This is a genomic window from Plantactinospora sp. A48 (genome assembly GCF_055793945.1).
In genome coordinates, this window is record NZ_JBTIXF010000051.1 from 1 (window position 1) to 17,902 (window position 17,902).

Annotated in this window: 18 protein-coding genes and 1 tRNA gene; 14 read left to right on the plus strand and 5 right to left on the minus strand. The window is 71.9% G+C overall.

Annotation, left to right across the window (positions count from 1 at the left end; all coding sequences use genetic code 11):
* Positions 1-476 precede the first annotated feature (476 nt).
* Positions 477-959: a hypothetical protein gene (locus ACXN5W_RS22630; protein WP_473160354.1), complete on the plus strand. Its 483-nt coding sequence runs from the start codon at positions 477-479 to the stop codon at positions 957-959.
* 412 nt (positions 960-1,371) lie between these two features.
* On the opposite strand, the gene mdlC is transcribed toward ACXN5W_RS22630, so the two are convergent.
* Together mdlC and ACXN5W_RS22640 are read right to left on the minus strand one after the other, a co-directional pair.
* Positions 1,372-2,967 carry a benzoylformate decarboxylase gene (mdlC, locus tag ACXN5W_RS22635; protein WP_473160355.1) on the minus strand — a complete coding sequence of 532 codons (1,596 nt, stop codon included), beginning with the start codon at positions 2,965-2,967 and terminating at the stop codon, positions 1,372-1,374.
* A gap of 72 nt (positions 2,968-3,039) precedes the next feature.
* Positions 3,040-3,843 (minus strand): S-methyl-5'-thioadenosine phosphorylase, encoded by an 804-nt coding sequence (locus tag ACXN5W_RS22640; RefSeq protein ID WP_473160356.1) that lies wholly within the window; start codon positions 3,841-3,843, stop codon positions 3,040-3,042.
* Between the two features lie 193 nt (positions 3,844-4,036).
* Here ACXN5W_RS22640 and ACXN5W_RS22645 point away from each other — a divergent pair, with 193 nt between their 5' ends.
* The 5 genes from ACXN5W_RS22645 to ACXN5W_RS22665 all read left to right on the plus strand — a co-directional run bounded on the left by ACXN5W_RS22645 (position 4,037) and on the right by ACXN5W_RS22665 (position 5,705).
* Positions 4,037-4,627, plus strand: coding sequence for a YqgE/AlgH family protein (locus ACXN5W_RS22645; RefSeq protein ID WP_473160357.1), 591 nt, complete (start codon positions 4,037-4,039; stop codon positions 4,625-4,627).
* Positions 4,628-4,703: 76 nt separating this feature from the next.
* A tRNA-Ala gene (locus tag ACXN5W_RS22650) sits at positions 4,704-4,776 on the plus strand.
* 38 nt (positions 4,777-4,814) lie between these two features.
* Positions 4,815-5,105, plus strand: a complete 291-nt coding sequence (locus tag ACXN5W_RS22655; RefSeq protein WP_473160358.1) for a hypothetical protein — start codon at positions 4,815-4,817, stop codon at positions 5,103-5,105.
* 70 nt (positions 5,106-5,175) lie between these two features.
* Positions 5,176-5,451 carry a type II toxin-antitoxin system Phd/YefM family antitoxin gene (locus ACXN5W_RS22660; RefSeq protein WP_473160359.1) on the plus strand — a complete coding sequence of 92 codons (276 nt, stop codon included), beginning with the start codon at positions 5,176-5,178 and terminating at the stop codon, positions 5,449-5,451.
* On the plus strand, positions 5,448-5,705 hold the full coding sequence (locus tag ACXN5W_RS22665) for a Txe/YoeB family addiction module toxin (protein WP_473160360.1): 258 nt from the start codon (positions 5,448-5,450) through the stop codon (positions 5,703-5,705). The genes ACXN5W_RS22660 and ACXN5W_RS22665 overlap by 4 nt, the downstream gene beginning before the upstream one ends.
* A 98-nt stretch (positions 5,706-5,803) precedes the next feature.
* On the opposite strand, the gene ACXN5W_RS22670 is transcribed toward ACXN5W_RS22665, so the two are convergent.
* The gene (locus ACXN5W_RS22670; RefSeq protein WP_473160361.1) at positions 5,804-5,977 is read right to left on the minus strand and encodes a hypothetical protein; all 174 of its coding nucleotides are present in this window, start codon (positions 5,975-5,977) and stop codon (positions 5,804-5,806) included.
* 8 nt (positions 5,978-5,985) lie between these two features.
* Here ACXN5W_RS22670 and ACXN5W_RS22675 point away from each other — a divergent pair, with 8 nt between their 5' ends.
* Positions 5,986-6,360, plus strand: a complete 375-nt coding sequence (locus ACXN5W_RS22675; RefSeq protein WP_473160362.1) for a hypothetical protein — start codon at positions 5,986-5,988, stop codon at positions 6,358-6,360.
* Positions 6,361-6,549: 189 nt separating this feature from the next.
* On the opposite strand, the gene ACXN5W_RS22680 is transcribed toward ACXN5W_RS22675, so the two are convergent.
* The gene (locus ACXN5W_RS22680; protein ID WP_473160363.1) at positions 6,550-7,884 is read right to left on the minus strand and encodes a CE1 family esterase; all 1,335 of its coding nucleotides are present in this window, start codon (positions 7,882-7,884) and stop codon (positions 6,550-6,552) included.
* Between the two features lie 716 nt (positions 7,885-8,600).
* Between ACXN5W_RS22680 and ACXN5W_RS22685 the strand changes: the two genes are divergently transcribed.
* From ACXN5W_RS22685 to ACXN5W_RS22715, 7 genes are read left to right on the plus strand one after another with little or no spacing between them, the layout of a single operon-like run.
* Positions 8,601-9,374 carry a HisA/HisF-related TIM barrel protein gene (locus ACXN5W_RS22685; protein ID WP_473160364.1) on the plus strand — a complete coding sequence of 258 codons (774 nt, stop codon included), beginning with the start codon at positions 8,601-8,603 and terminating at the stop codon, positions 9,372-9,374.
* Between the two features lie 13 nt (positions 9,375-9,387).
* Positions 9,388-9,663: a MoaD/ThiS family protein gene (locus ACXN5W_RS22690; protein ID WP_473160365.1), complete on the plus strand. Its 276-nt coding sequence runs from the start codon at positions 9,388-9,390 to the stop codon at positions 9,661-9,663.
* The gene (locus tag ACXN5W_RS22695; RefSeq protein WP_473160366.1) at positions 9,663-10,433 is read left to right on the plus strand and encodes an HAD family hydrolase; all 771 of its coding nucleotides are present in this window, start codon (positions 9,663-9,665) and stop codon (positions 10,431-10,433) included. Before ACXN5W_RS22690 ends, ACXN5W_RS22695 begins: the two co-directional genes overlap by 1 nt.
* Complete coding sequence (locus ACXN5W_RS22700; RefSeq protein ID WP_473160367.1) at positions 10,430-11,851, plus strand: glycogen synthase; 1,422 nt, start codon at positions 10,430-10,432, stop codon at positions 11,849-11,851. Before ACXN5W_RS22695 ends, ACXN5W_RS22700 begins: the two co-directional genes overlap by 4 nt.
* A complete protein-coding gene (gene malQ / locus ACXN5W_RS22705; protein WP_473160368.1) occupies positions 11,835-13,334 on the plus strand; it encodes a 4-alpha-glucanotransferase in 1,500 nt (499 codons plus the stop codon). The genes ACXN5W_RS22700 and malQ overlap by 17 nt, the downstream gene beginning before the upstream one ends.
* Entirely contained in the window at positions 13,334-15,685 is a 2,352-nt protein-coding gene (treY, locus tag ACXN5W_RS22710) for a malto-oligosyltrehalose synthase (protein ID WP_473160369.1), read from the plus strand. Before malQ ends, treY begins: the two co-directional genes overlap by 1 nt.
* Positions 15,682-16,941, plus strand: a complete 1,260-nt coding sequence (locus tag ACXN5W_RS22715; RefSeq protein ID WP_473160370.1) for an MFS transporter — start codon at positions 15,682-15,684, stop codon at positions 16,939-16,941. Before treY ends, ACXN5W_RS22715 begins: the two co-directional genes overlap by 4 nt.
* Before the next feature lie 58 nt (positions 16,942-16,999).
* Here ACXN5W_RS22715 and ACXN5W_RS22720 read toward each other — a convergent pair whose 3' ends face one another.
* On the minus strand, positions 17,000-17,698 hold the full coding sequence (locus ACXN5W_RS22720; protein ID WP_473160397.1) for a helix-turn-helix domain-containing protein: 699 nt from the start codon (positions 17,696-17,698) through the stop codon (positions 17,000-17,002).
* Positions 17,699-17,902 lie beyond the last annotated feature (204 nt).

Sequence of the window (17,902 nt, forward strand, 5' to 3'; positions counted from 1 at the left end):
AGTATGAATGCAGCAGCGCATCCTAGCCCCTCCTCCCCCCCCCCCCCCCCCCCCCCCCCCCCCCCCCCCCCCCCCCCCCCCCCCCCCCCCCCCCCCCCCCCCCCCCCCCCCGTACTGCGTCGGCGGCGGCAGCAAGATCAGCACAAGTTCGGCGGTGTCGGGGGGTCCCGGACCCGCCAACCCCCCGATGTCGCCGAAACAGGTCCGCCGGGCGGTGGAGGCCGAGCGGGAGCGCGAGGCCGGGGGGTGGGGGGACGGGGGCGACTGGGGTGGGTGGGGCGTGTGGCGGGGCTGGGGTGGGGCTGGCGGGGCTGGTGGGGGCGGTGGGGTGGTGGGGGCCACGAACGGGTGAAGCGAGGCGATTTCGACAGAACTTCCTCTGGACGGGCAGGGTCCGCAGGCCGCACCATCTCCTCACGGACCGACGTGCGAGGAGGTGCGTCAATGGGCGGACCGACGTGCGAGGAGGTGCGTCAATGGCGATGATTCCAGCCCGACCTCCGGTGTCCAAGATCTCGTCCGGCTCCGGTGGCCCGTCGCTACGAGCCGCCCGGGCCCACCGGATGACCCTGCTGAACGACATCCAGAACGTTGAACGCGCCCTTGCCGCGCCGGCCGGTGATCCGATGTGGCGGCAGCGGGTGACGAGCCGGCTCGCCGGCCTGAGCCAGGCGTTCGGTGAGCACATGGTGGTGACCGAGGGTCCGGCCGGGCTGTACGCGGAACTGCTGGACCGCGCGCCGCGGCTGGCCCGTGGAGTACACGTGCTGGTGCGGGAGCACGCGGCCGTGTTGGCGGCCATCGCCGCGCTGCGACTGCGGGCGGACCATCCGGAGACGACGATCGACCAGGTTCGGTCCTGGGGCGGTGATCTGCTGCGCGAGTTGTCCCGGCATCGGCAACGCGGTGCGGATCTGGTCTACCAGGCGTACCAGATCGACATCGGCGCGGAGACCTGACACCACCCACGCGACCGCCTCGGCCAAGCCGGCGCCGAGGCCGGCCAGCGCCCACCCTGCGACCGGCGCCGGCCAGCGCCCGGCCGGCGCCGAGGCCGGCCAGCGCCCACCCTGCGACCGGGGCCGGCCAGCGCCCAACCAGCGGCCGGGGCCGGCCAGCGCCCGGCCAGCGCCCGGCCGGCAACCGACAAGCGCCCGGCCGGCAACCGGCCACCGCCCGGCCGGCAACCGGCCACCGCCCGGCCGGCAACCGACCGGTGACAGCAACGTGGTTCATGTCCCGGTCGGTCACCGCGCGGTCGGTCGCGACGGTCGCCGTGCGGGTGGGGTGTTGCGGCACCCGGGCGTGGCGGACGTAGGTGGGTCACCGTAGGCCATCCGGTAACCGCACGCCGGTTGCCAGGGCGGCGGCTTACAGGATGGCCGGGATGTCCCGGGTGATCGGTGCCGCGAGCACCGTCGGGCCGTCGGCGGCGAGCGCCGCCGGCAGCGCGGCCTCCAACGCCGCCACCGATTCGACGGGGTACGCGGCGCAGCCGTAGCCGCGGGCGACGCCGAGCAGGTCCAGGCCGGGCAGGTCCAGACCGGGTACCCCGGGCGCGTCCTCGTGCGCCGCGAACGCCTTGAGGATGCCGTACTGGCCGTTCACCGGCACCAGTACGACCAGCGGAAGGTGCTGCCGGGCGGCGGTCCAGAGCGCCTGGACGCAGTAGTGGAACGAGCCGTCACCGATCACCGCGATGACCGGCCGGTGTCGTCCGGTGTCCCGCTCGGCCAGCGCCACGCCCACCGCTGCCGGCAGGCCGTAACCGAGTCCACCGCTGGCCATCGTGAAGTACGACCGGGGGCGGGTGATCGGCAACCGGCGGCGCAGCGCCGACAGGTTGGACGGGGTCTCCTGCACCAGCACGCCGTCGGCGGGCCAGAGCCGGGCCAGCGCGGCGAACAGCGCGTCGGGGCTCGGCGGGACCCCGTCGTCGGGTTCCGGCGGCGGTGGCCGGCCCGCCGGGACCGGCCGGTCGCGTTGGGCGATCAGCTCGGCCAGGCTCGCGCAGGCCAGGCGGGCGTCGCCGAGCACGCTGTCCCCGACCGGTGCCCGCGCGGCCTCGCCCGGGTCGTCGGTGACGTGCAGCAGCCGGGTGCCGGCGGGCAGATGGTCGCCCGGTACGTGCGGGTAGTAGCGGAACACCGGGGCGCCGACGACCAGCACCACGTCGTGGCCGGTCAGTCGCTCGGCCAGTGGTCCGACGGCGAACGGCAGGACACCGCGGAACTGCGGGTGGTTCTCGGGAAACCCGACCCGTTCGGGGGACGGGGCGGACCACACCGGCGCGCGTAGCCGTTCCGCCAGTGCCACGGCCGCCGCCCAGCCGTCGGACCGGTCGACGGCGCCACCGAACACGAGGGCCGGGTTCCGGCTGGCCTCCAGGTCGGCGGCGAACTCCCGGAGCCGGTCCGGATCGGGGGCGACCCGGGTGCTCACCCGGCGTACCGGCGGTGGGTCGCCGGCCGGCTGCGCCCAGTCGTCCATCGGTACGGACAGCAGCACCGGACCGGCGGGCGGTTGGACCGCCGTGGCGTACCCGCGTAACAGCGCGGCCGGTACGTCCCGGGCCCGGACCGGTTCGTAACTCCATTTCACGTACGGCTGGACCAGTTCGGTGGCGCGTGGGCTGGCCAGGCGGGGTTCGGTCAGCAGCATCTCGCGGGTCTGCTGGCCGGCGGTGACGAGCAGCGGGGTGCGGTTGTGCCAGGCGGTGACGAGGTTGCCCATCCCGTTGCCGACCCCGGGGGCGGTGTGCAGGTTGACGTGCGCGGCCCGGCCGGTGGCCTGGGCGTATCCGTCGGCCATCGCCACCGCGGAGGCCTCCTGGAGCGCCAGGACGTACCGGAAGTCGTCCGGGAAGTCCCGCAGGAAGGGCTCCTCGGTCGATCCGGGGTTGCCGAAGATCGTCGTCAGCCCGAGCGCACGCAGCAGGTCGTACGTCGTTTCCCGCACCGTGGCCACGGGTCGAGCCTGCCCGATTTCCCGCCTCCAGGTGGGCGATCGGCGGTGAAGGGCGGTGGCCGCGCCGGATCGTCAGGGCAGCTCGATGGGCAGGTCGATCCCGTCGAGGCTGCGCGCGCACGGGCAGGTCCGTTCCCGGGGCAGCGCCGTGACGGCCTCGATCAGCAGGCCGCGCAGGGTTGCGATGTTCTCGGCGAAGACCCGGAAGACCTCGTCCTGGGTCACGCCCTGGCCGGCCTCGACCCCCGCGTCGTAGTCGGTCACCAGCGCGATCGCGGTGTAGCAGAGCGCCAGTTCGCGGGCGAGCACCGCCTCGGGATGGCCGGTCATGTTGATCACGGAGCCGCCCATCGAGGCGTACCACCGGGATTCGGCGCGGGTGGAGAAGCGCGGGCCCTCGACCACCACCATGGTGCCGCCGTCCTGCGTGGGGACGCCCTCGCGGCGGGCGGTGTCCAGCACCACCGCCCGACCGGTCGGGCAGTACGGGTCGGCGAACGGCACGTGTACCGCGCCCCGGTCGTAGTAGGTCTGGACCCGCCCGCTCGTCCGGTCGATCAGCTGATCCGGGACCACGAAGGCGCCGGGCCCCAACTCCGGCCGCAGGCCGCCGACGGCACACGGCGCGATGATCTGCCGTACGCCGAGGGAACGCAGCGCCCACAGGTTGGCCCGGTACGGGATCAGGTGCGGCGGGTGCCGGTGATCACGTCCGTGTCGTGGCAGAAATGCGACTCTTCGGCCGTCGAGTTCGGCGAGCATCACCGGATCCGACGGCGGTCCGTACGGAGTGTCCACGGGGCACACCTGTACGTCATCGAGCAGCGCGTACAGGCCCGACCCCCCGATGACCGCCAGTTCCGCGTTCTGCTGCACCGGTCTCCACCCTCCCGTACGGCGTCCTGTCGATGTCTCGTTGCCGGCCGCGCCGGCCTGACAGACCTTAACCAGGCGGTGCGCCGCAAGCTATGGTGCGGGCATGGCGTTGACTGCGTGGCTGACCGTCGGGCACAACCCCGTGCCCGCGATGTGCGGCGCCGACCTGGCGCGGGGATAGCAGGTGGCTGGCATGCATTCAGAAGGGCAGGCGATCGGTGGGCGGTCCATGGAGTCGATGACCGGGCAGCTGCTGGTCGCGACGCCGACTCTGAAGGATCCGAACTTCGATCGCACCGTCGTCCTCCTCGTCGCCCACGAGCCCGGCGGCGCACTTGGTGTGGTTCTCAACCGCGCCACGGAGGTACCGGTCGGGGACGTGCTGGGGGACTGGGGTGAACTGGCCGGCGACCCGGCGGTGCTCTTCGAGGGGGGCCCGGTGCAGCCGGAGTCGGCGATCTGTCTGGCCCGGATGCGCAATCCGGCGCAGCGGGTGAAGGGCTTCAACCGGATCTCCGGCGCGGTCGGCACGGTCGACCTGTCGGTGGATCCGGAGCGGCTGCGGACGGACGTGACCGGGATCCGGGTCTTCGCCGGTTACTCCGGTTGGGAGCCGGGCCAGGTGGAGCAGGAGATCGCCGCCGGGTCCTGGTTCGTCCTCGACGCGCTGCCCGGTGACCCGTTCGTGGACCGCCCGGATGATCTGTGGCCGATGGTGCTGCGCCGGCAGGGCGGGATCATGGCCGCGGTGGCGCACTTCCCCCCGGACGTGGCACTGAACTAGGGGGTGCCCCGTTGGGGGTCGCTCGCCGCGTGTGTATTATTTCGCGAGTGCCCGGGCGACCGGGCCAGCAACACCGGGGGCCGTGGCGCAGCTGGTAGCGCACCACACTGGCAGTGTGGGGGTCAGGGGTTCGAGTCCCCTCGGCTCCACCGACCGCACCATTGTGCGAACTGGTGAACCCGTTGAGATGCCCTCGTCCGTTTCGGGCGGGGGCATCATCGCGCTGGGGGATCTTGAAGACGGGGATGATTCCCTGGTCAGGGCCACCCGGTACTGCGTCGGGCAGTCGGCCTATTTCCGGGCCACCCGCTCGCCCATGATCCTCGACCTGGACAGCGAGGACGAGGAGTACGACGGGGCCGGCGGTCTTGCCGCGATCCTCCCCGCCCGGGCGGAGTCGGCCGCCGGCGATCGGCGGTTGCTGTACCTGGCGTGGCTCCTGTGCGTACAGAATCGGCGCGGGCGAGCGCGCCGCTGAAGGAGACGACGGGTCAGCTCACGCACCTCTTGAGGTACAGTTTTCTGTACTTCTCTTGGAGGTGATCGCTATGCGGACTGTGAACTTCACCCAACTACGAAAGAACCTGGCCGCCGAACTCGACAGCGTCATCAACGACGTGGAGGAAGTGGTGGTGACCCGGTCGGGCCACGAACCGGTGGTGATCGTGCCGCTCGCCGAGTACGAGTCGATGAAGGAAACCGAGTATCTCCTCCGAAGCCCGAGCAACGCTGCGGCTTTGCGTCGATCGATCGCGGAGCTTGAAAAGGGCGAGGCGGCCGAGCGGGAGCTGACCGACCCGGCCGCCGTGGCGGACGTCGCATGAGGCTGGTCTTCACCGCGACGGCGTGGAGCCAGTACCTCAGCCACACGGACCGGAAGTTGGTCAAGCGCATCAACGACCTCATCGCCGACGTAATGCGCAACGGATACGAGGGCATCGGGAAGCCGGAACCCCTCCGGGGAGAGCTGTCCGGATTCTGGTCCCGCCGGATCGATCGCGAACACCGGTTGGTGTATCGGATCGCCAAGGATGACGTCGAGATCGTCGCCTGTCGGTACCACTACGTCGACCAGTAGCGGACCGGCATCTTCGACTGCGGCAGCGACCCCCGTCGGATCGTCTGATTCCCGCGAGCCTCGAAAGACATCGCGCGCGGCGACGCGAGTCGTCCCGGCTACCCGAGTACCAGCACCGCCGATCCGCTGGTGGTCGGTGGCGCGGCGAGTCCCGCCGAGGCGGCGTGCGCGACGTGGTGCGGTACGAATCGGACGATGCCCGGATCGAGACCGGGCAGTGCCTCGGCGAGGAACTGTGGCGCCCGCTTGGCGTGGCGCCATCCGCGAGACACTGTGCGACGTGCGGAAACTGATCACGACCACGCTGCTGGGCGCGCTGACCAACCTGGTGCTCGGAGTGCTCGCCGTCGTGCCGCTCGGCGTGCTCATGTCCCTGCTGGCGTACGCGGCGCGCAGCCCGTACCCGCCGCAGACGAACCACACGTCCGCCACGATCGCGGGACAGGTGCCACCCATGGAGATCGACGGTGACGAGGCGAGTGCGGCGGTGCTGTTCCTGATGGTCACGGGCGTGCCGCTGGGCGCCGCCTTCCTCGGGGTCAACGTGCTGGTGCTGCGCAGGTTGGCCGGAAGCGTGCCCCGCGCGCTCGGCTGGGTCGCCGCGACACTGGTCGTGCTGTTGCCGTTCGCCTGGTTCATCACCGCCCGCTACTGAGCGGGCAGATCGGGGTTCGCCGGCACCTGAACGGCAGATCGGGGGCTCGCCCGCCCCATCTCTGCGCGGGCAGATCGGAGGTCCGCCCGCCACGGCGGACCCCAGGAAGCGGCGGCGGACTCCGGTCGGACCGGCGAGGCTCCGGCCCCGGTCGCGGTGGGGTCCGCCGCCGCTTGGCGGGTATCGGGGTTACGGGCTGGTGCAGGTCAGCGTCGGAGCGGTCGGCGTGCCGTTGGCGAGGAAGCCGAACGTGGTCGACCCGGACGCCGGCACCGTGCCGTTGTAGGACGCGTTGCGCACGGTCACGGACGAGCCGTTGACGGTCAACGTACCGTTCCACACCTGGCTGATGGTCTGGCCGCCGTCGAGGGTCCACCGGACGCCCCAGCCGTTGATCGCCGAACTGCCGGCCGTGACGGTGACCTCACCCTGGAAGCCGCCCGACCAGGCGTTGATCGTCCGGTAGCTGGCGCCGCAGGCACCGCCGGGCGCCTGGGTCGTGGGCGGCGCGCTCGTCGGCGGTTGCGTGGTCGGCGGAGCGGTCGTGGGCGGCGTGCTGGTCGGCGGGGTCGTGGTCGGCGGGGCCGTCGTCGGCGACGTGGAGTTCAGTGAGGTGATGAATTTCCAGACTTCGGCTTGGGTCCAGGATTTGGCGCCGGGTGCGTAGGGGTCGGCGGAGCCGTCGACGGCGTTGGGGGCGTGGGGTCCGTCGAAGGCGCCCCAGACGACGGGGTAGCCGGGTTGGCAGCCGGTGTACCAGGTGACGATGTGGGTGAGGCTGCCCTGGGGTGGTTCGGGGGGGTTCTGTCGGGTGCAGCCGTTGTTCTGGACGAATCGGTCGCGCATGGAGCGTCCGCCGGAGATGGGCAGGGTGGTGTCGCGTAGTCCGTGGATGCCGAAGTAGGCGATGGGTTGGGTGCCGCCCTGGCAGCCGCTGAGGACGCCGCCGGAGTAGACGATGACGCCGCGGAAGGTGGTGGCTCGGGCGCAGGCGATGGCGTAGGTCATGGCGCCGCCGTAGCTGAAGCCGGAGGCGAACAGTTGGGTGGTGTCGATGCAGAGGCCGTTTTCGATTTGGCGGGTCATGTCGTCGACGAAGGTGAGGTCTTGGCCGTTGGTGTTGCCCCAGCCGTTGTTGATGCCTTGGGGGGCGACGAAGATGGTGTTGGTTTTGCCGTATTTGTCGACGCGGAGTCCGTAGTAGGACCATTCGATGCCGCTGGTGCTGCCGTTGTCGACCTGTTCGGCGGTGCCGCCGACCCAGTGGAAGGAGAAGACCAGCCGGTAGGGGTGGTTGTTGTCGTAGTTGTCGGGGATGCGCAGGATGTAGCTGCGGTTCTGGCCGCTGCTGGTGATCGTGCGTTTGCCGCTGGTCAGTGTGGGTGCCTTGCCGCACCCGGCCGTGGCGGCCTGCGTACCGACACTGCCGGCGGCAGCGAGCCCGCCGCCGAGGGTCAGGCCGCCGGTCACCATGACGGTAACCGCGGCGACCACGAGGGACACCAGCGTTGGTCTGTGTTTCAAGGCGTTCCAACTCCTTCTGTCATCGAGACTCGTCTCCGCCGCCGGCCGGGTCGATGGGCGGGGTCACCGCCGTCCTCGCCGCGCCTCGCTCAGCTGATGGGCCGGGTGGGACCAGCCCGTCAACTCGGGCGCCATCGCGGCTTCGTCTGGTTGTGGGCCGGACGAGCCGCGTTGCCCGCGGTCAGGCCCGGTCCGCGCTGCCCGCGGTCAGGCCCGGTCCGCGTTGCCCGCGGTCAGTCCCGGGCCGTAGGCGTCGCGCGCGGCCGTGGATGGTCGCGGACCGAGCAGGACAGGGGCAGGCGCCGATGAGCGGGCTGACCGCGTAGGTGGGGCATACTCGGGCAGTTCTCCGCAGGCTCGACCAACCGGTCCCGGCAAACGATAGATCCGATGTCTCGGGACTGTCAAGTGACAGTTGTCGATGCGGCGAGATGGTCGGCGTGCCTTGCCGGCGAGGTCCGGAGGGGTGTGTCGGATGCCGGTTGGGGCATCGACACAGTGGACGGAACCGGAAACGTCTTACCTCTGGCTCCCCCGCCCCGAGATCCGTGGACCGTGGGTCGATGAGCGCGGGACGAGTTCACAAACGTCGATAGCAAGCAGATGTTACGCGGTCAACTGTCGGACGGAGCACTTTGGAAGATGCCGTAACGATTTGCGGGGCGCGAACATTTAGGTCGTAACAACTGCGGATGGTCGAACCAGAGGGGTTGTACATGTCTGTGGACTCGATGGAGGTCACCGATCTCCAGGATGCCTGGCTGACCATCGGCGGCACCGCGCTGACCTCGCGGTTGCTCGTCGGCATCGAGCAGTACACGTCCCCGTCGGTGATCCGTCAGGTGCTCGAGGCGACCGGCGCCCAGGTCTTCATCACCACCGTCGACCCGGACAACAACCGGTCCAGCCTGGTGCTGTCGGACGTCGAGGACGAGATCAACGTCGACGACTACCTGTGGATCGGCACCACGTCGTTCGCCCGGTCCGCCGAAAGCGCCTGGAAGACCACGCGCATCCTGCACGAGGCGTACGGCATCACGGTGTTCAAGCTCGACGTCCGCAGCGCGGACAACCTGCCGGACAACCGGGCCACCATCCAGGTGGCGGCCCAGCTCCGCGAGGTGGGCCACGAGGTGATGCCGTTCATCCTGCCCGACCTGGCCACGGCCCGGGAGCTACAGGACCTGGGCTGCTCCGCGCTGCGCGTGATGGCCGCCCCGGTCGCCTCCGGCGCCGGCATTCCGGACCCGGCACCGATCCACCGGATCATCAAGGAACTGACCATACCGGTGATCGTCGAGGGTGGCCTGGGCAGCGCCCGGCACGTCACCTACGCGATGGAGATGGGCGCGGCTGCGGTACTGGTCAACACCGCGCTGGTCCAGGCCAGGGAGCCGATGCTGATGGCGCGCGCCGTGCGGTACGCCGTCGAGGCCGGTCGGCTGTCGTACCTCGCCGGGGCGATGCGCGGCGACGAGATCCCCAGCTGAGGAGGAGCAGAGCATGTCCGTCGAAGTGACAATCCCGACCGTCTTCCGTAACTACACCAGCGGCCACAAGCACGTGACCGCCAAGGGCGCCACCCTGGCCGAGGTACTGGCGCACCTCAGCAGCCTGCACCCGCAACTCGGATCCAAGCTGATGAACGAGGACGGGAAGCTGCGGCGCTTCATCAACCTCTACATCAACGACACCGACGTCCGTACCAGCGGCCTGCTGGACTCGCCCCTGCGGGACGGCGACTCGCTGACCATCCTGCCCGCCGTGGCGGGGGGCTGATGTCGGCGGATGCCGCGCCCGACTTCGCGGGCGTGCTGTTCGACCTGGACGGCGTACTGATCGACTCGACCGAGGCCATTCTGGCGCTCTGGCGGGAGCTGGCCGCCGGTCACGATCGGACGCTGTCCGGGCCGGCCATCCGCGACCACGTGCTGGGCTGCGCTCCGGAGCACACCGTCGCGGCCCTCTTCGGCGACCTGGACGAGGCCGCCCGGAGCCGGCTGCTGCACCGGGTGCGGACGGTGGAGACCGATCTGGGTTTCGTCGAGGTGCCCGGGGCGCGGGACCTGGTCACCACCATGGGCGCGGCGGGCGTACGGCTCGCCCTGGTCACCGGGGCGTCCGCGGCGCGAGCCCGCCGGGCCGTCGCCCACCTCGGCGCGACGGAGCTGTTCGAGACGATGGTGACCTGGGGCGAGACCGAGCGGGGCAAACCCGCGCCGGACTGTTACCGGCTGGCCGCGACCCGACTCGACCTGCCACCCGGACGGTGCCTGGTCGTCGAGGACTCGCCGAGCGGAGTGCTGGCGGCCAGCGCCGCCGGTGCCGGCGCGGTGGGCGTCGGCGTGGCGTCGGTGCTGCGGGCCGCCGGCGCCCGCTGGACGGTGCCGGACCTGACCGGACTGGCCTGTACACCGGTGCCCCACGGCGTGGCGCTGGACCTGCCCGGGGGGCCGGTCACGATCTCCACGTCCGTCACCGCCCCGGCCGGGCAGCTCACCGCCGGGCAGGGCGGGCGGACGGTCGCCGTACCGGGAGGACGGGCGTGAGTCGCGACGACCGGTTGCGGATCTTCTTCGCGACCTCCGAGGTGGCTCCGCTGGTCAAGGTCGGCGGCCTGGGCGACGTGGCCCAGGCGCTGCCCCGGACCCTGGCCCGGCGCGGGCACGACGTGCGGTTGTTCCTGCCCGGCTACGCGGGGTTGCCCGCCGGCCGGCCGGTCGGCCGGATCCCGGTGGCGGCCGGCGGTCAGCGGGCGGTGTTCGAGGTCGCCGACCTCGGTGATCACCACGGGGTGCGGTACTTCGCCCTGCGCGGCGACCGGTACCCCGACTGGGAACGCCCGGAGGGGTACGTCGAGCGGCATCTGACCTCGTTCGTGCTCTTCTCCCGCGCCGTGGGCGAGCACGCGCTCCGCCAGGACGAGCGGCCCGACGCGGTCCACTGCAACGACTGGCACGTCGGGCACATCCCGGCGTACCTGGGCGATCGGCCCGGCCGGCCGCGCACGGTGATGACCATCCACAACCTGGCGTACCAGGGGCTCTTTCCGCACGACAAGGCCGTCGAGCTGGACCTCACCCGGTACGGCACCGGTAACCTGCTCGCCCAGGGCATCCGGCACGCCGACGCGGTGACCACGGTCAGCGGACGCTACCGCGACGAAACCCTCGGTCCGGCGCACGGATCGGGGCTGCACGGCCTGCTGCGGTCGCGCAGCGACGACTACGTCGGCATCCTCAACGGGGTCGACTACGACGAGTTCAACCCGGCCACCGACCGGCATCTGCCGGCCCGGTACGACGTGGACGACCTGGCCGGCAAGACGGTGGCCAAGCGGACCCTGCAGGAGCGCAGCGACCTGCCGGTCGACCCGCAGGTGCCGCTGGTCGCCTTCGTCGCCCGGCTGGTCAGCCAGAAGGGCGTCGAGCTGCTGCTGGAGAGCATCGACGAGATCGCCGCGCTCCGGCTGCAACTGGTGGTGGTCGGGATGGGCGCCGAGTTCGAGGGCGCGTTCCGCCGGGTCGCCCGCTACTACCCGCAGATGGCCTTCCACCCGGACAGCGGGGAACCGACCGCCCGACTGGCGTACGCCGGTTCCGACGCGTTCCTCGCGCCGTCCCGGTTCGAGCCGTGCGGGCTCGCCCCGCTGATCGCCCTGCGGTACGGCTCGGTGCCGGTGACCCGGCACGTCGGCGGCATGGTCGAGACGGTGGCCCGGACCGGGCTGGGCTTCCACTTCGCCGGTGACCGTCCGGCGGAGCTGGTCTCGGTGCTGGCCACGATGCTGGCCCGGTACGCCGACCGGCCGGCCTGGGCGCGGCTGCGGGACCTGGGGATGCGGGCCCGGTTCTCCTGGGACGAGGCGGCCCACCACTACGAACGGCTCTACCGGGGTGAGACGGCCGACCGGTGTCGGGGCGCCGGGACAGCGGGGGAGGACGGATCCGGTGCCGGAACGACGTAGCGGGATACTGCTGCACCCGAGTTCACTGCCGGGGCCGTACGGGGTGGGTGAGTTCGGCCCGGCGGCCGTGGAGTGGCTGGACTTCCTCGTCGCGGCAGAGCAGCGGATCTGGCAGGTCCTGCCGCTGAACCCGGTCGGCGGTGACGGCTGCCCCTACCAGTCGTACGCGACGATGGCGGGCAACCCGCTGTCGATAAGTGTGTCCCGGCTGCGCGCGGACGGGCTGCTCGGCGCGGCCGACCTGGTCGACCTGCCGGCGCTGCCGGACGACCGGGTCGACTACCCGGCGGTGACACGGTTGAAGCGCCGGTTGTTGGCCCGGGCGTTCGCCGCGTTCACCCCGACCGAGCAGAGTCGGGCCTTCGACCGGGACCAGGCGTGGTGGCTGGACGACTACGCCCGCTTCATGACGCTGCGGGAGCGCTACGGCGGGCCGTGGCCGGACTGGCCCGCGGAGTACGCCCGGCGGGACCCGGACGCGCTGCGGCGGCTCGACGAGGCCGCCGCCGACCGGCTGGCCTACTACCGGTTCGAGCAGTGGCTGTTCGCCAGCCACTACGGGGCGATCCGCGCCGAGGCGGGTCGTCGGGGTATCGAGATCATCGGTGACCTGGCGATGTTCGTGGGCACCGACAGCTGCGAGACCTGGGTCGAACGAGGACTGTTCGAGCTGGATTCCGCCGGCCGGCCCACCGTGGTGGCGGGCTTCCCGCCGGACGAGTTCAGCTCCGACGGCCAGGTCTGGGGCAACGCGCTCTACCGCTGGGACGTCATGGCGGCGGACCACTACGCCTGGTGGGTCGACCGGGTCCGCCGGATGACCGAGCTGTACGACATGGTGCGGCTGGACCACTTCCGTGGCTTCCTGCGCTACTGGGCGGTGCCGGTCGGCGAGCCGGCCGGAGCGGGGCAGTGGCGCGACGGCCCGGGGCATCCGCTGTTCCAGTCGATCCGCAAGTCCCTGGGCGAGGTCGCGCTGCTGGCCGAGGATCTCGGTCCGGCGTCCGCGCAGGTCCAGCGGCTCCGGGTCGACGCCGGGATCCCGGGCATGCGGCTGCTCCAGTTCGCCTTCTCCGGCGACGAGAACCAGCACCTCCCGCACCACTTCCCGACCGACTGTGTCGCGTACACCGGCACGCACGACAACGACACCACCGCGGGCTGGTGGGCGGAGGCGAGCGCCGACGAGCGGACCCGGGTGGAGCGCTACCTGGGCGGCATTCCGGACGGCATCTGCTGGGCGATGGCCCGGGCGGTGTTCGCCTCGGTCGCCGAACTCGCCGTGCTGCCCCTGCAGGACGTGCTGCAACTCGGATCGGAGGCCCGGATGAACATCCCCGGGCAGAGCGCGGGAAGCTGGCGGTGGCGGTTCCGGGACCGGGCGCTCACGCCGGGGCTGGAGTTCCGGCTGCGGCGGCTCACCGAGACGTACGGCCGGGACCGGCGGGCGGCCAGGCGTCGGGCCCGGGGGTTCACCGGCTGATGACGGTTCCCTCCGCCAACCACCGGCCGCGTCCCTCCGCCACCTACCGGTTGCAGTTCGGGCCGGACTTTCGGCTGGCGGACGCGGTCGCGCTCACCGACTACCTGGTCGAGCTGGGGGTCGGCGCGCTGTACGCGTCACCCCTGCTGGCCGCCACCCCCGGCTCCACCCACGGGTACGACCTGGTGGACCCCGGCCGGGTCGACCCGACCCGGGGCGGGGCGGCGCAACGGGCGCGGCTGGCCGAGCGGTTGCGCTCGGCCGGGCTCGGCTTCGTCCTGGACGTGGTCTGCAACCACATGGGCGTCGCCGACGCGGTGGCCAACCCGTGGTGGTCGGACGTGCTGCGCCACGGGCCGGACTCCCGGTACGCCCGCTGTTTCGACATCGACTGGGCCAGCGGTCCGTTGCTGCTGCCGGTGCTGGCCGACGACGGCGACGGCGGCTCGGCCGCCCTGGGCGATCTCAAGGTCGCCGACGACCAGCTCGTCTACCATGATCACCGGTTTCCGCTGGCGCCGTCCACCGGGTCCGGGCCGGCCGCGCTGGTACACGAACGCCAGCACTACCGGTTGGTGTCGTGGCGGCGGGGCGCGGCGGAGCTGAACTACCGCCGGTTCTTCAACATCGACACCCTGGCCGGCCTGCGGATGGACGACCCGGAGGTGTTCGCCGCGCTGCACGCCGAGCCGCTGCGCTGGATCCGGGCCGGCGAGGTGACCGGGCTGCGGATCGACCACCCGGACGGGCTGGCCGACCCGACCGGATACCTGCGCCGGCTGCGCGCGGCGGCACCGGACACCTGGATCGTGGTGGAGAAGGTCCTGGGGGCGGACGAGGAGTTGCCGCCGGCCTGGCCGATCGACGGCACCACCGGCTATGACGCGCTGGGGGAGATCTGCGGCGTCTTCGTCGACGGCCGGGCGGAGGCCAGGCTCACCGCGACGGCCGGTCCGGCCGCCGAGCCGGTGCCGGAGGTGCTGCGAGCCGCCCGTGAGCAGGTGGTGACGGGGATGCTGCTGGCCGAGGTCCGGCGGGTGGCCGACGCCGTGGCGGCGCTGCTGCCGGACCGCCCGCCGGAGCTGCGGGAGGCCGCGGTCCGGGCGCTGCTGGTGGCGTTCCCGGTGTACCGCAGCTACCTGCCGCTGCACCGCTGGGCGCTGGACGTGGCGGTGGACCGGGTGGCCGCCGCCGACCCGACGCTCGGCGACGTCTGCCGAGCCGTACGGGCCGAGATGGTGCGCCGTCCCGAGGGGACGCTGGCGGTGCGCCTGCAACAGGCGACCGGTGCCGTGATGGCCAAGGGGGTGGAGGACACCGCGCTCTACCGGCGCAACGTCCTCATCGCCCGCAACGAGGTCGGGGTGGACCCGGACCGGTTCGCGGTGACCCCGGCCGAGTTGCACCGGGCCAACCTGGCTCGCGAGGCGTCCTGGCCGGCCACCATGACGACGCTGTCCACCCACGACACCAAGCGGTCGGAGGACGTCCGGGCCCGGCTGGCCGTGCTCAGCGAGCTGCCCGAGGAGTACGCCGAGCGGGTGGCCCGGTGGTCCCGGCGGCAGCCCGTCGGCGATCCGATCCTGGAACCACTGGCCTGGCAGACGCTGCTCGGGGCGTGGCCGATCGGGGTGGACCGGCTGGCCGGGTACCTGTTGAAGGTCGCCCGGGAGTCGCGGCTGCGGACCAACTGGCTGGACCCGGACCGGGGCTACGAGGAACTGGTCACCGGCTGGCCGGCCCGGGTGTTCGGCGACGTCGAGCTGGTGGCCGAGGTGCGCGGGTTCGTCGACACGATCGCCGGACCGGGCTGGGTCAACTCGCTCGGGCAGAAGCTGCTGCAACTCGCCGGTCCCGGTGTGCCGGACGTCTATCAGGGCACCGAGCTGTGGGACTGGTCCCTGGTGGACCCGGACAACCGCCGGCCGGTCGATTTCGCGGCCCGGCGGGCGTTGCTGGCCCGCCTGGACGCCGGGTGGCTGCCGGAACCCGACCCGAGCGGTGCGGCCAAGCTGCTGGTCACCTCACGTACGCTGCGATTGCGTCGGGACCGTCCGGAGCTGTTCGCCGGGTACCGGCCGTTGCGCGCGGAGGGCCCGGCCGCCGAACACCTCGTGGGGTTCGCCCGCGGCGGCCGGAACGGTGCGGTGGTCGCGGTGGCCACCCGGCTGCCCGTGCGGCTCGCGGAGCGGGGTGGTTGGGCCGACACGGTGCTGCCGCTGCCCGCCGACCACGGGCGAGGCTGGCGGGACGCGTTCACCGGGGCGCGAATCGAATCGGCGGCCCCGGAGGTGGGGGAGATGCTCTCCCGGCTTCCGGTGGCCCTGCTCATCATGGGGGAACGGGGATGAACATGGAGACTCTGACGGCCGACCGGGATGTTCAGACGACCGACCGGAGACGGTCGATGGCGGCGTTGCTCGGCGGTGTGGCGGCCACCAACACCTCCATGGTGGGGGCGAGTACCGCGGCGACCCTGATCGGGGCGCACCGCCTGACCGAGGCGTGGAGCGGGGTGCCGAACGCGGCCGGGGTGCTCGGGACGGCGGCCGGGACCCTCGGCCTGTCGGCGATCCTGGCCCGGCAGGGCAGCCGGCGTGCCCTGTCGCTGGGCTATCTGACGGCGGTGGCCGGCGCGATCGTCGCGGCCCTCGGTGTGGCCGGTGACAGCGTCTCCTGGCTGATCCTGGGCATGGTGCTGCTCGGCGTCGGCAACGGTGGGGCGCAGCTGTCCCGGTACTGCGCGGCGGACCTCTATCCGCCGCAGCGCCGCGGCACGGCGGTCGGCGTCACCGTCTGGGCCGGTACGTTCGGCGCGATCGTCGGACCGAACCTGCTGGAACCCGCCGCGCGGCTGGCCGGCGGGCTCGACCTGCCCGACCTGGCCGGCCCGTTCCTGGTCGCGGTGCTGGCGGCGATGGTCGGCCTGGCCGCCTCGCTGTCGCTGCCGAGGCTGCGGGTGCGGGCCCGTGGTGGAGGCGCCGCCAGCGACCGCCGGGTCTGGCGGCAACCGGCGGTGCTCGTCGCGCTGGTGTCGATGATCGCCGGGCAGCTGGCCATGGTGGCCCTGATGACCATGACGCCGGTACACATGGCCGCCCACGCCCACGGGCTGGGCGCGGTCGGCGTGGTGCTCAGCGCCCACCTGATCGGGATGTTCGCGCTGGCGCCGTTGTCCGGCCACCTCGCCGACCGGTACGGGGCGCGGGTGACCGTCGTGCTCGGTGTGGCGGTGCTCACCGGTTCCGTGCTGGCCGTCTCGGTGTCGCACGGCACCGGACTGCCCTACCTGGTGGTCGCCCTGTTCCTGCTGGGCTGGGGCTGGAACCTGTGCTTCGTGGGCGGCAGCAGCCTGCTCACCCAGGCGTTGACTCCGGCCGAACGGTTGTCGGTGCAGGGTGGCGTGGACGCGCTGGTGTGGGGGACCTCCGCGCTGGCCAGCGTGGGGGCCGGCCTGGTGCTGGCGTACGGCAGCTATGTGACCCTCGCGGTGGTGGCCGGGATCGCCGCGTTGCTGCCGCTGCCGTTGCTGCTGCGCCGTGGCCAGCGGAATGAACCCGATCCGGCTCCCGAGGCCCAACCCCGGGCCGGCACCCTGGCCCGCTGAGCCGGTGGCCCCGGGCCACCTCCGGCCCCCGGCCGCTTCCGGCTCGGCCGGCGGCGGTTCAGCGGGCGTCATGGCCGCGACCGGTGTCGCGGTTGTCCAGCAGGGCCAGCAGGGCCGGCGGGTCCAACTTCGACGCCGGTTTCAGGTGTACGTCCACGTCGATGAACTGTCGTCCGCGGAAGGTCAACGGTCCGGCGTTCGCCACCATCACGCTCTGCTGGAGCCGTAGCAGGTCGCCCGGCAGCGAGTAGCACAGCAGGTACGACATGCCGTCGGGGATGTCGGTGAACATGAAGTGGCCGGGCCCGTCGAGAATCGTGCAGCGTAACGGGCGGCCCTCCGGAATCCGGTGCTGGAACTGCCCGATGAAGATCAGCTCGGGTGCCGGGCCCCGGCCGGGGGCGTTCACCCGGCCGCAGAGGGTGCCGCGTCCGGTCGCGGACGCCCGCTGCGCCGGTATCTGCCGGGTGCGGCCGCCCAGCTGCCGGTAGACCGTGGGCGACAGCCCGACGCTCCTGGTGAAGCGGGTGCTGAAGGTGCCGACGCTGTTGTAGCCGACCCGGATACTGATGTCGGTCACGTTGAGCCGGGTCGTGGTGAGCAGCCGTTTCGCCTCCTGGATCCGGATCGCGGACAGGAACCGGGCCGGCGAGACACCCGTGGTCTTCTGAAAGATCCGGGTGAAGTGGAACTTACTGAACATGGCCACCCGTGCCATATCGTCTACCGTCAATTGCTCTGCGAAGTTCTGACGCATCGCGTCGATGGCTCGTTCGACGACCTTTTCGGCGCTTTCCTGCATTTTCTCCCCCGAGAAACGCGGACAGTAAACGCGGATGCGGCGAGATCGTCATCCAAATTCCGCCGATTGATCTTCCGCGATATAGCGCTAGGTTCGGCCGATGCTAACCCAGCCGGAAGGGCTGGTCAAGACGGAGTGCCACCGGGTGATAGCTGAGGG

What these genes read in the sequence shown, in the direction of transcription:
- ACXN5W_RS22655 (WP_473160358.1), top strand. Translation starts at nt 4,815, where the DNA reads ATGCCCTCGTCCGTTTCGGGCGGGGGCATCATCGCGCTGGGGGATCTT.
- ACXN5W_RS22630 (WP_473160354.1), top strand. Translation starts at nt 477, where the DNA reads ATGGCGATGATTCCAGCCCGACCTCCGGTGTCCAAGATCTCGTCCGGC.
- treY (WP_473160369.1), top strand. Translation starts at nt 13,334, where the DNA reads ATGACGGTTCCCTCCGCCAACCACCGGCCGCGTCCCTCCGCCACCTAC.
- ACXN5W_RS22690 (WP_473160365.1), top strand. Translation starts at nt 9,388, where the DNA reads ATGTCCGTCGAAGTGACAATCCCGACCGTCTTCCGTAACTACACCAGC.
- ACXN5W_RS22645 (WP_473160357.1), top strand. Translation starts at nt 4,037, where the DNA reads ATGCATTCAGAAGGGCAGGCGATCGGTGGGCGGTCCATGGAGTCGATG.
- ACXN5W_RS22665 (WP_473160360.1), top strand. Translation starts at nt 5,448, where the DNA reads ATGAGGCTGGTCTTCACCGCGACGGCGTGGAGCCAGTACCTCAGCCAC.
- ACXN5W_RS22720 (WP_473160397.1), bottom strand. Translation starts at nt 17,698, where the DNA reads ATGCGTCAGAACTTCGCAGAGCAATTGACGGTAGACGATATGGCACGG.
- ACXN5W_RS22715 (WP_473160370.1), top strand. Translation starts at nt 15,682, where the DNA reads ATGAACATGGAGACTCTGACGGCCGACCGGGATGTTCAGACGACCGAC.
- ACXN5W_RS22695 (WP_473160366.1), top strand. Translation starts at nt 9,663, where the DNA reads ATGTCGGCGGATGCCGCGCCCGACTTCGCGGGCGTGCTGTTCGACCTG.
- ACXN5W_RS22685 (WP_473160364.1), top strand. Translation starts at nt 8,601, where the DNA reads ATGTCTGTGGACTCGATGGAGGTCACCGATCTCCAGGATGCCTGGCTG.
- ACXN5W_RS22660 (WP_473160359.1), top strand. Translation starts at nt 5,176, where the DNA reads ATGCGGACTGTGAACTTCACCCAACTACGAAAGAACCTGGCCGCCGAA.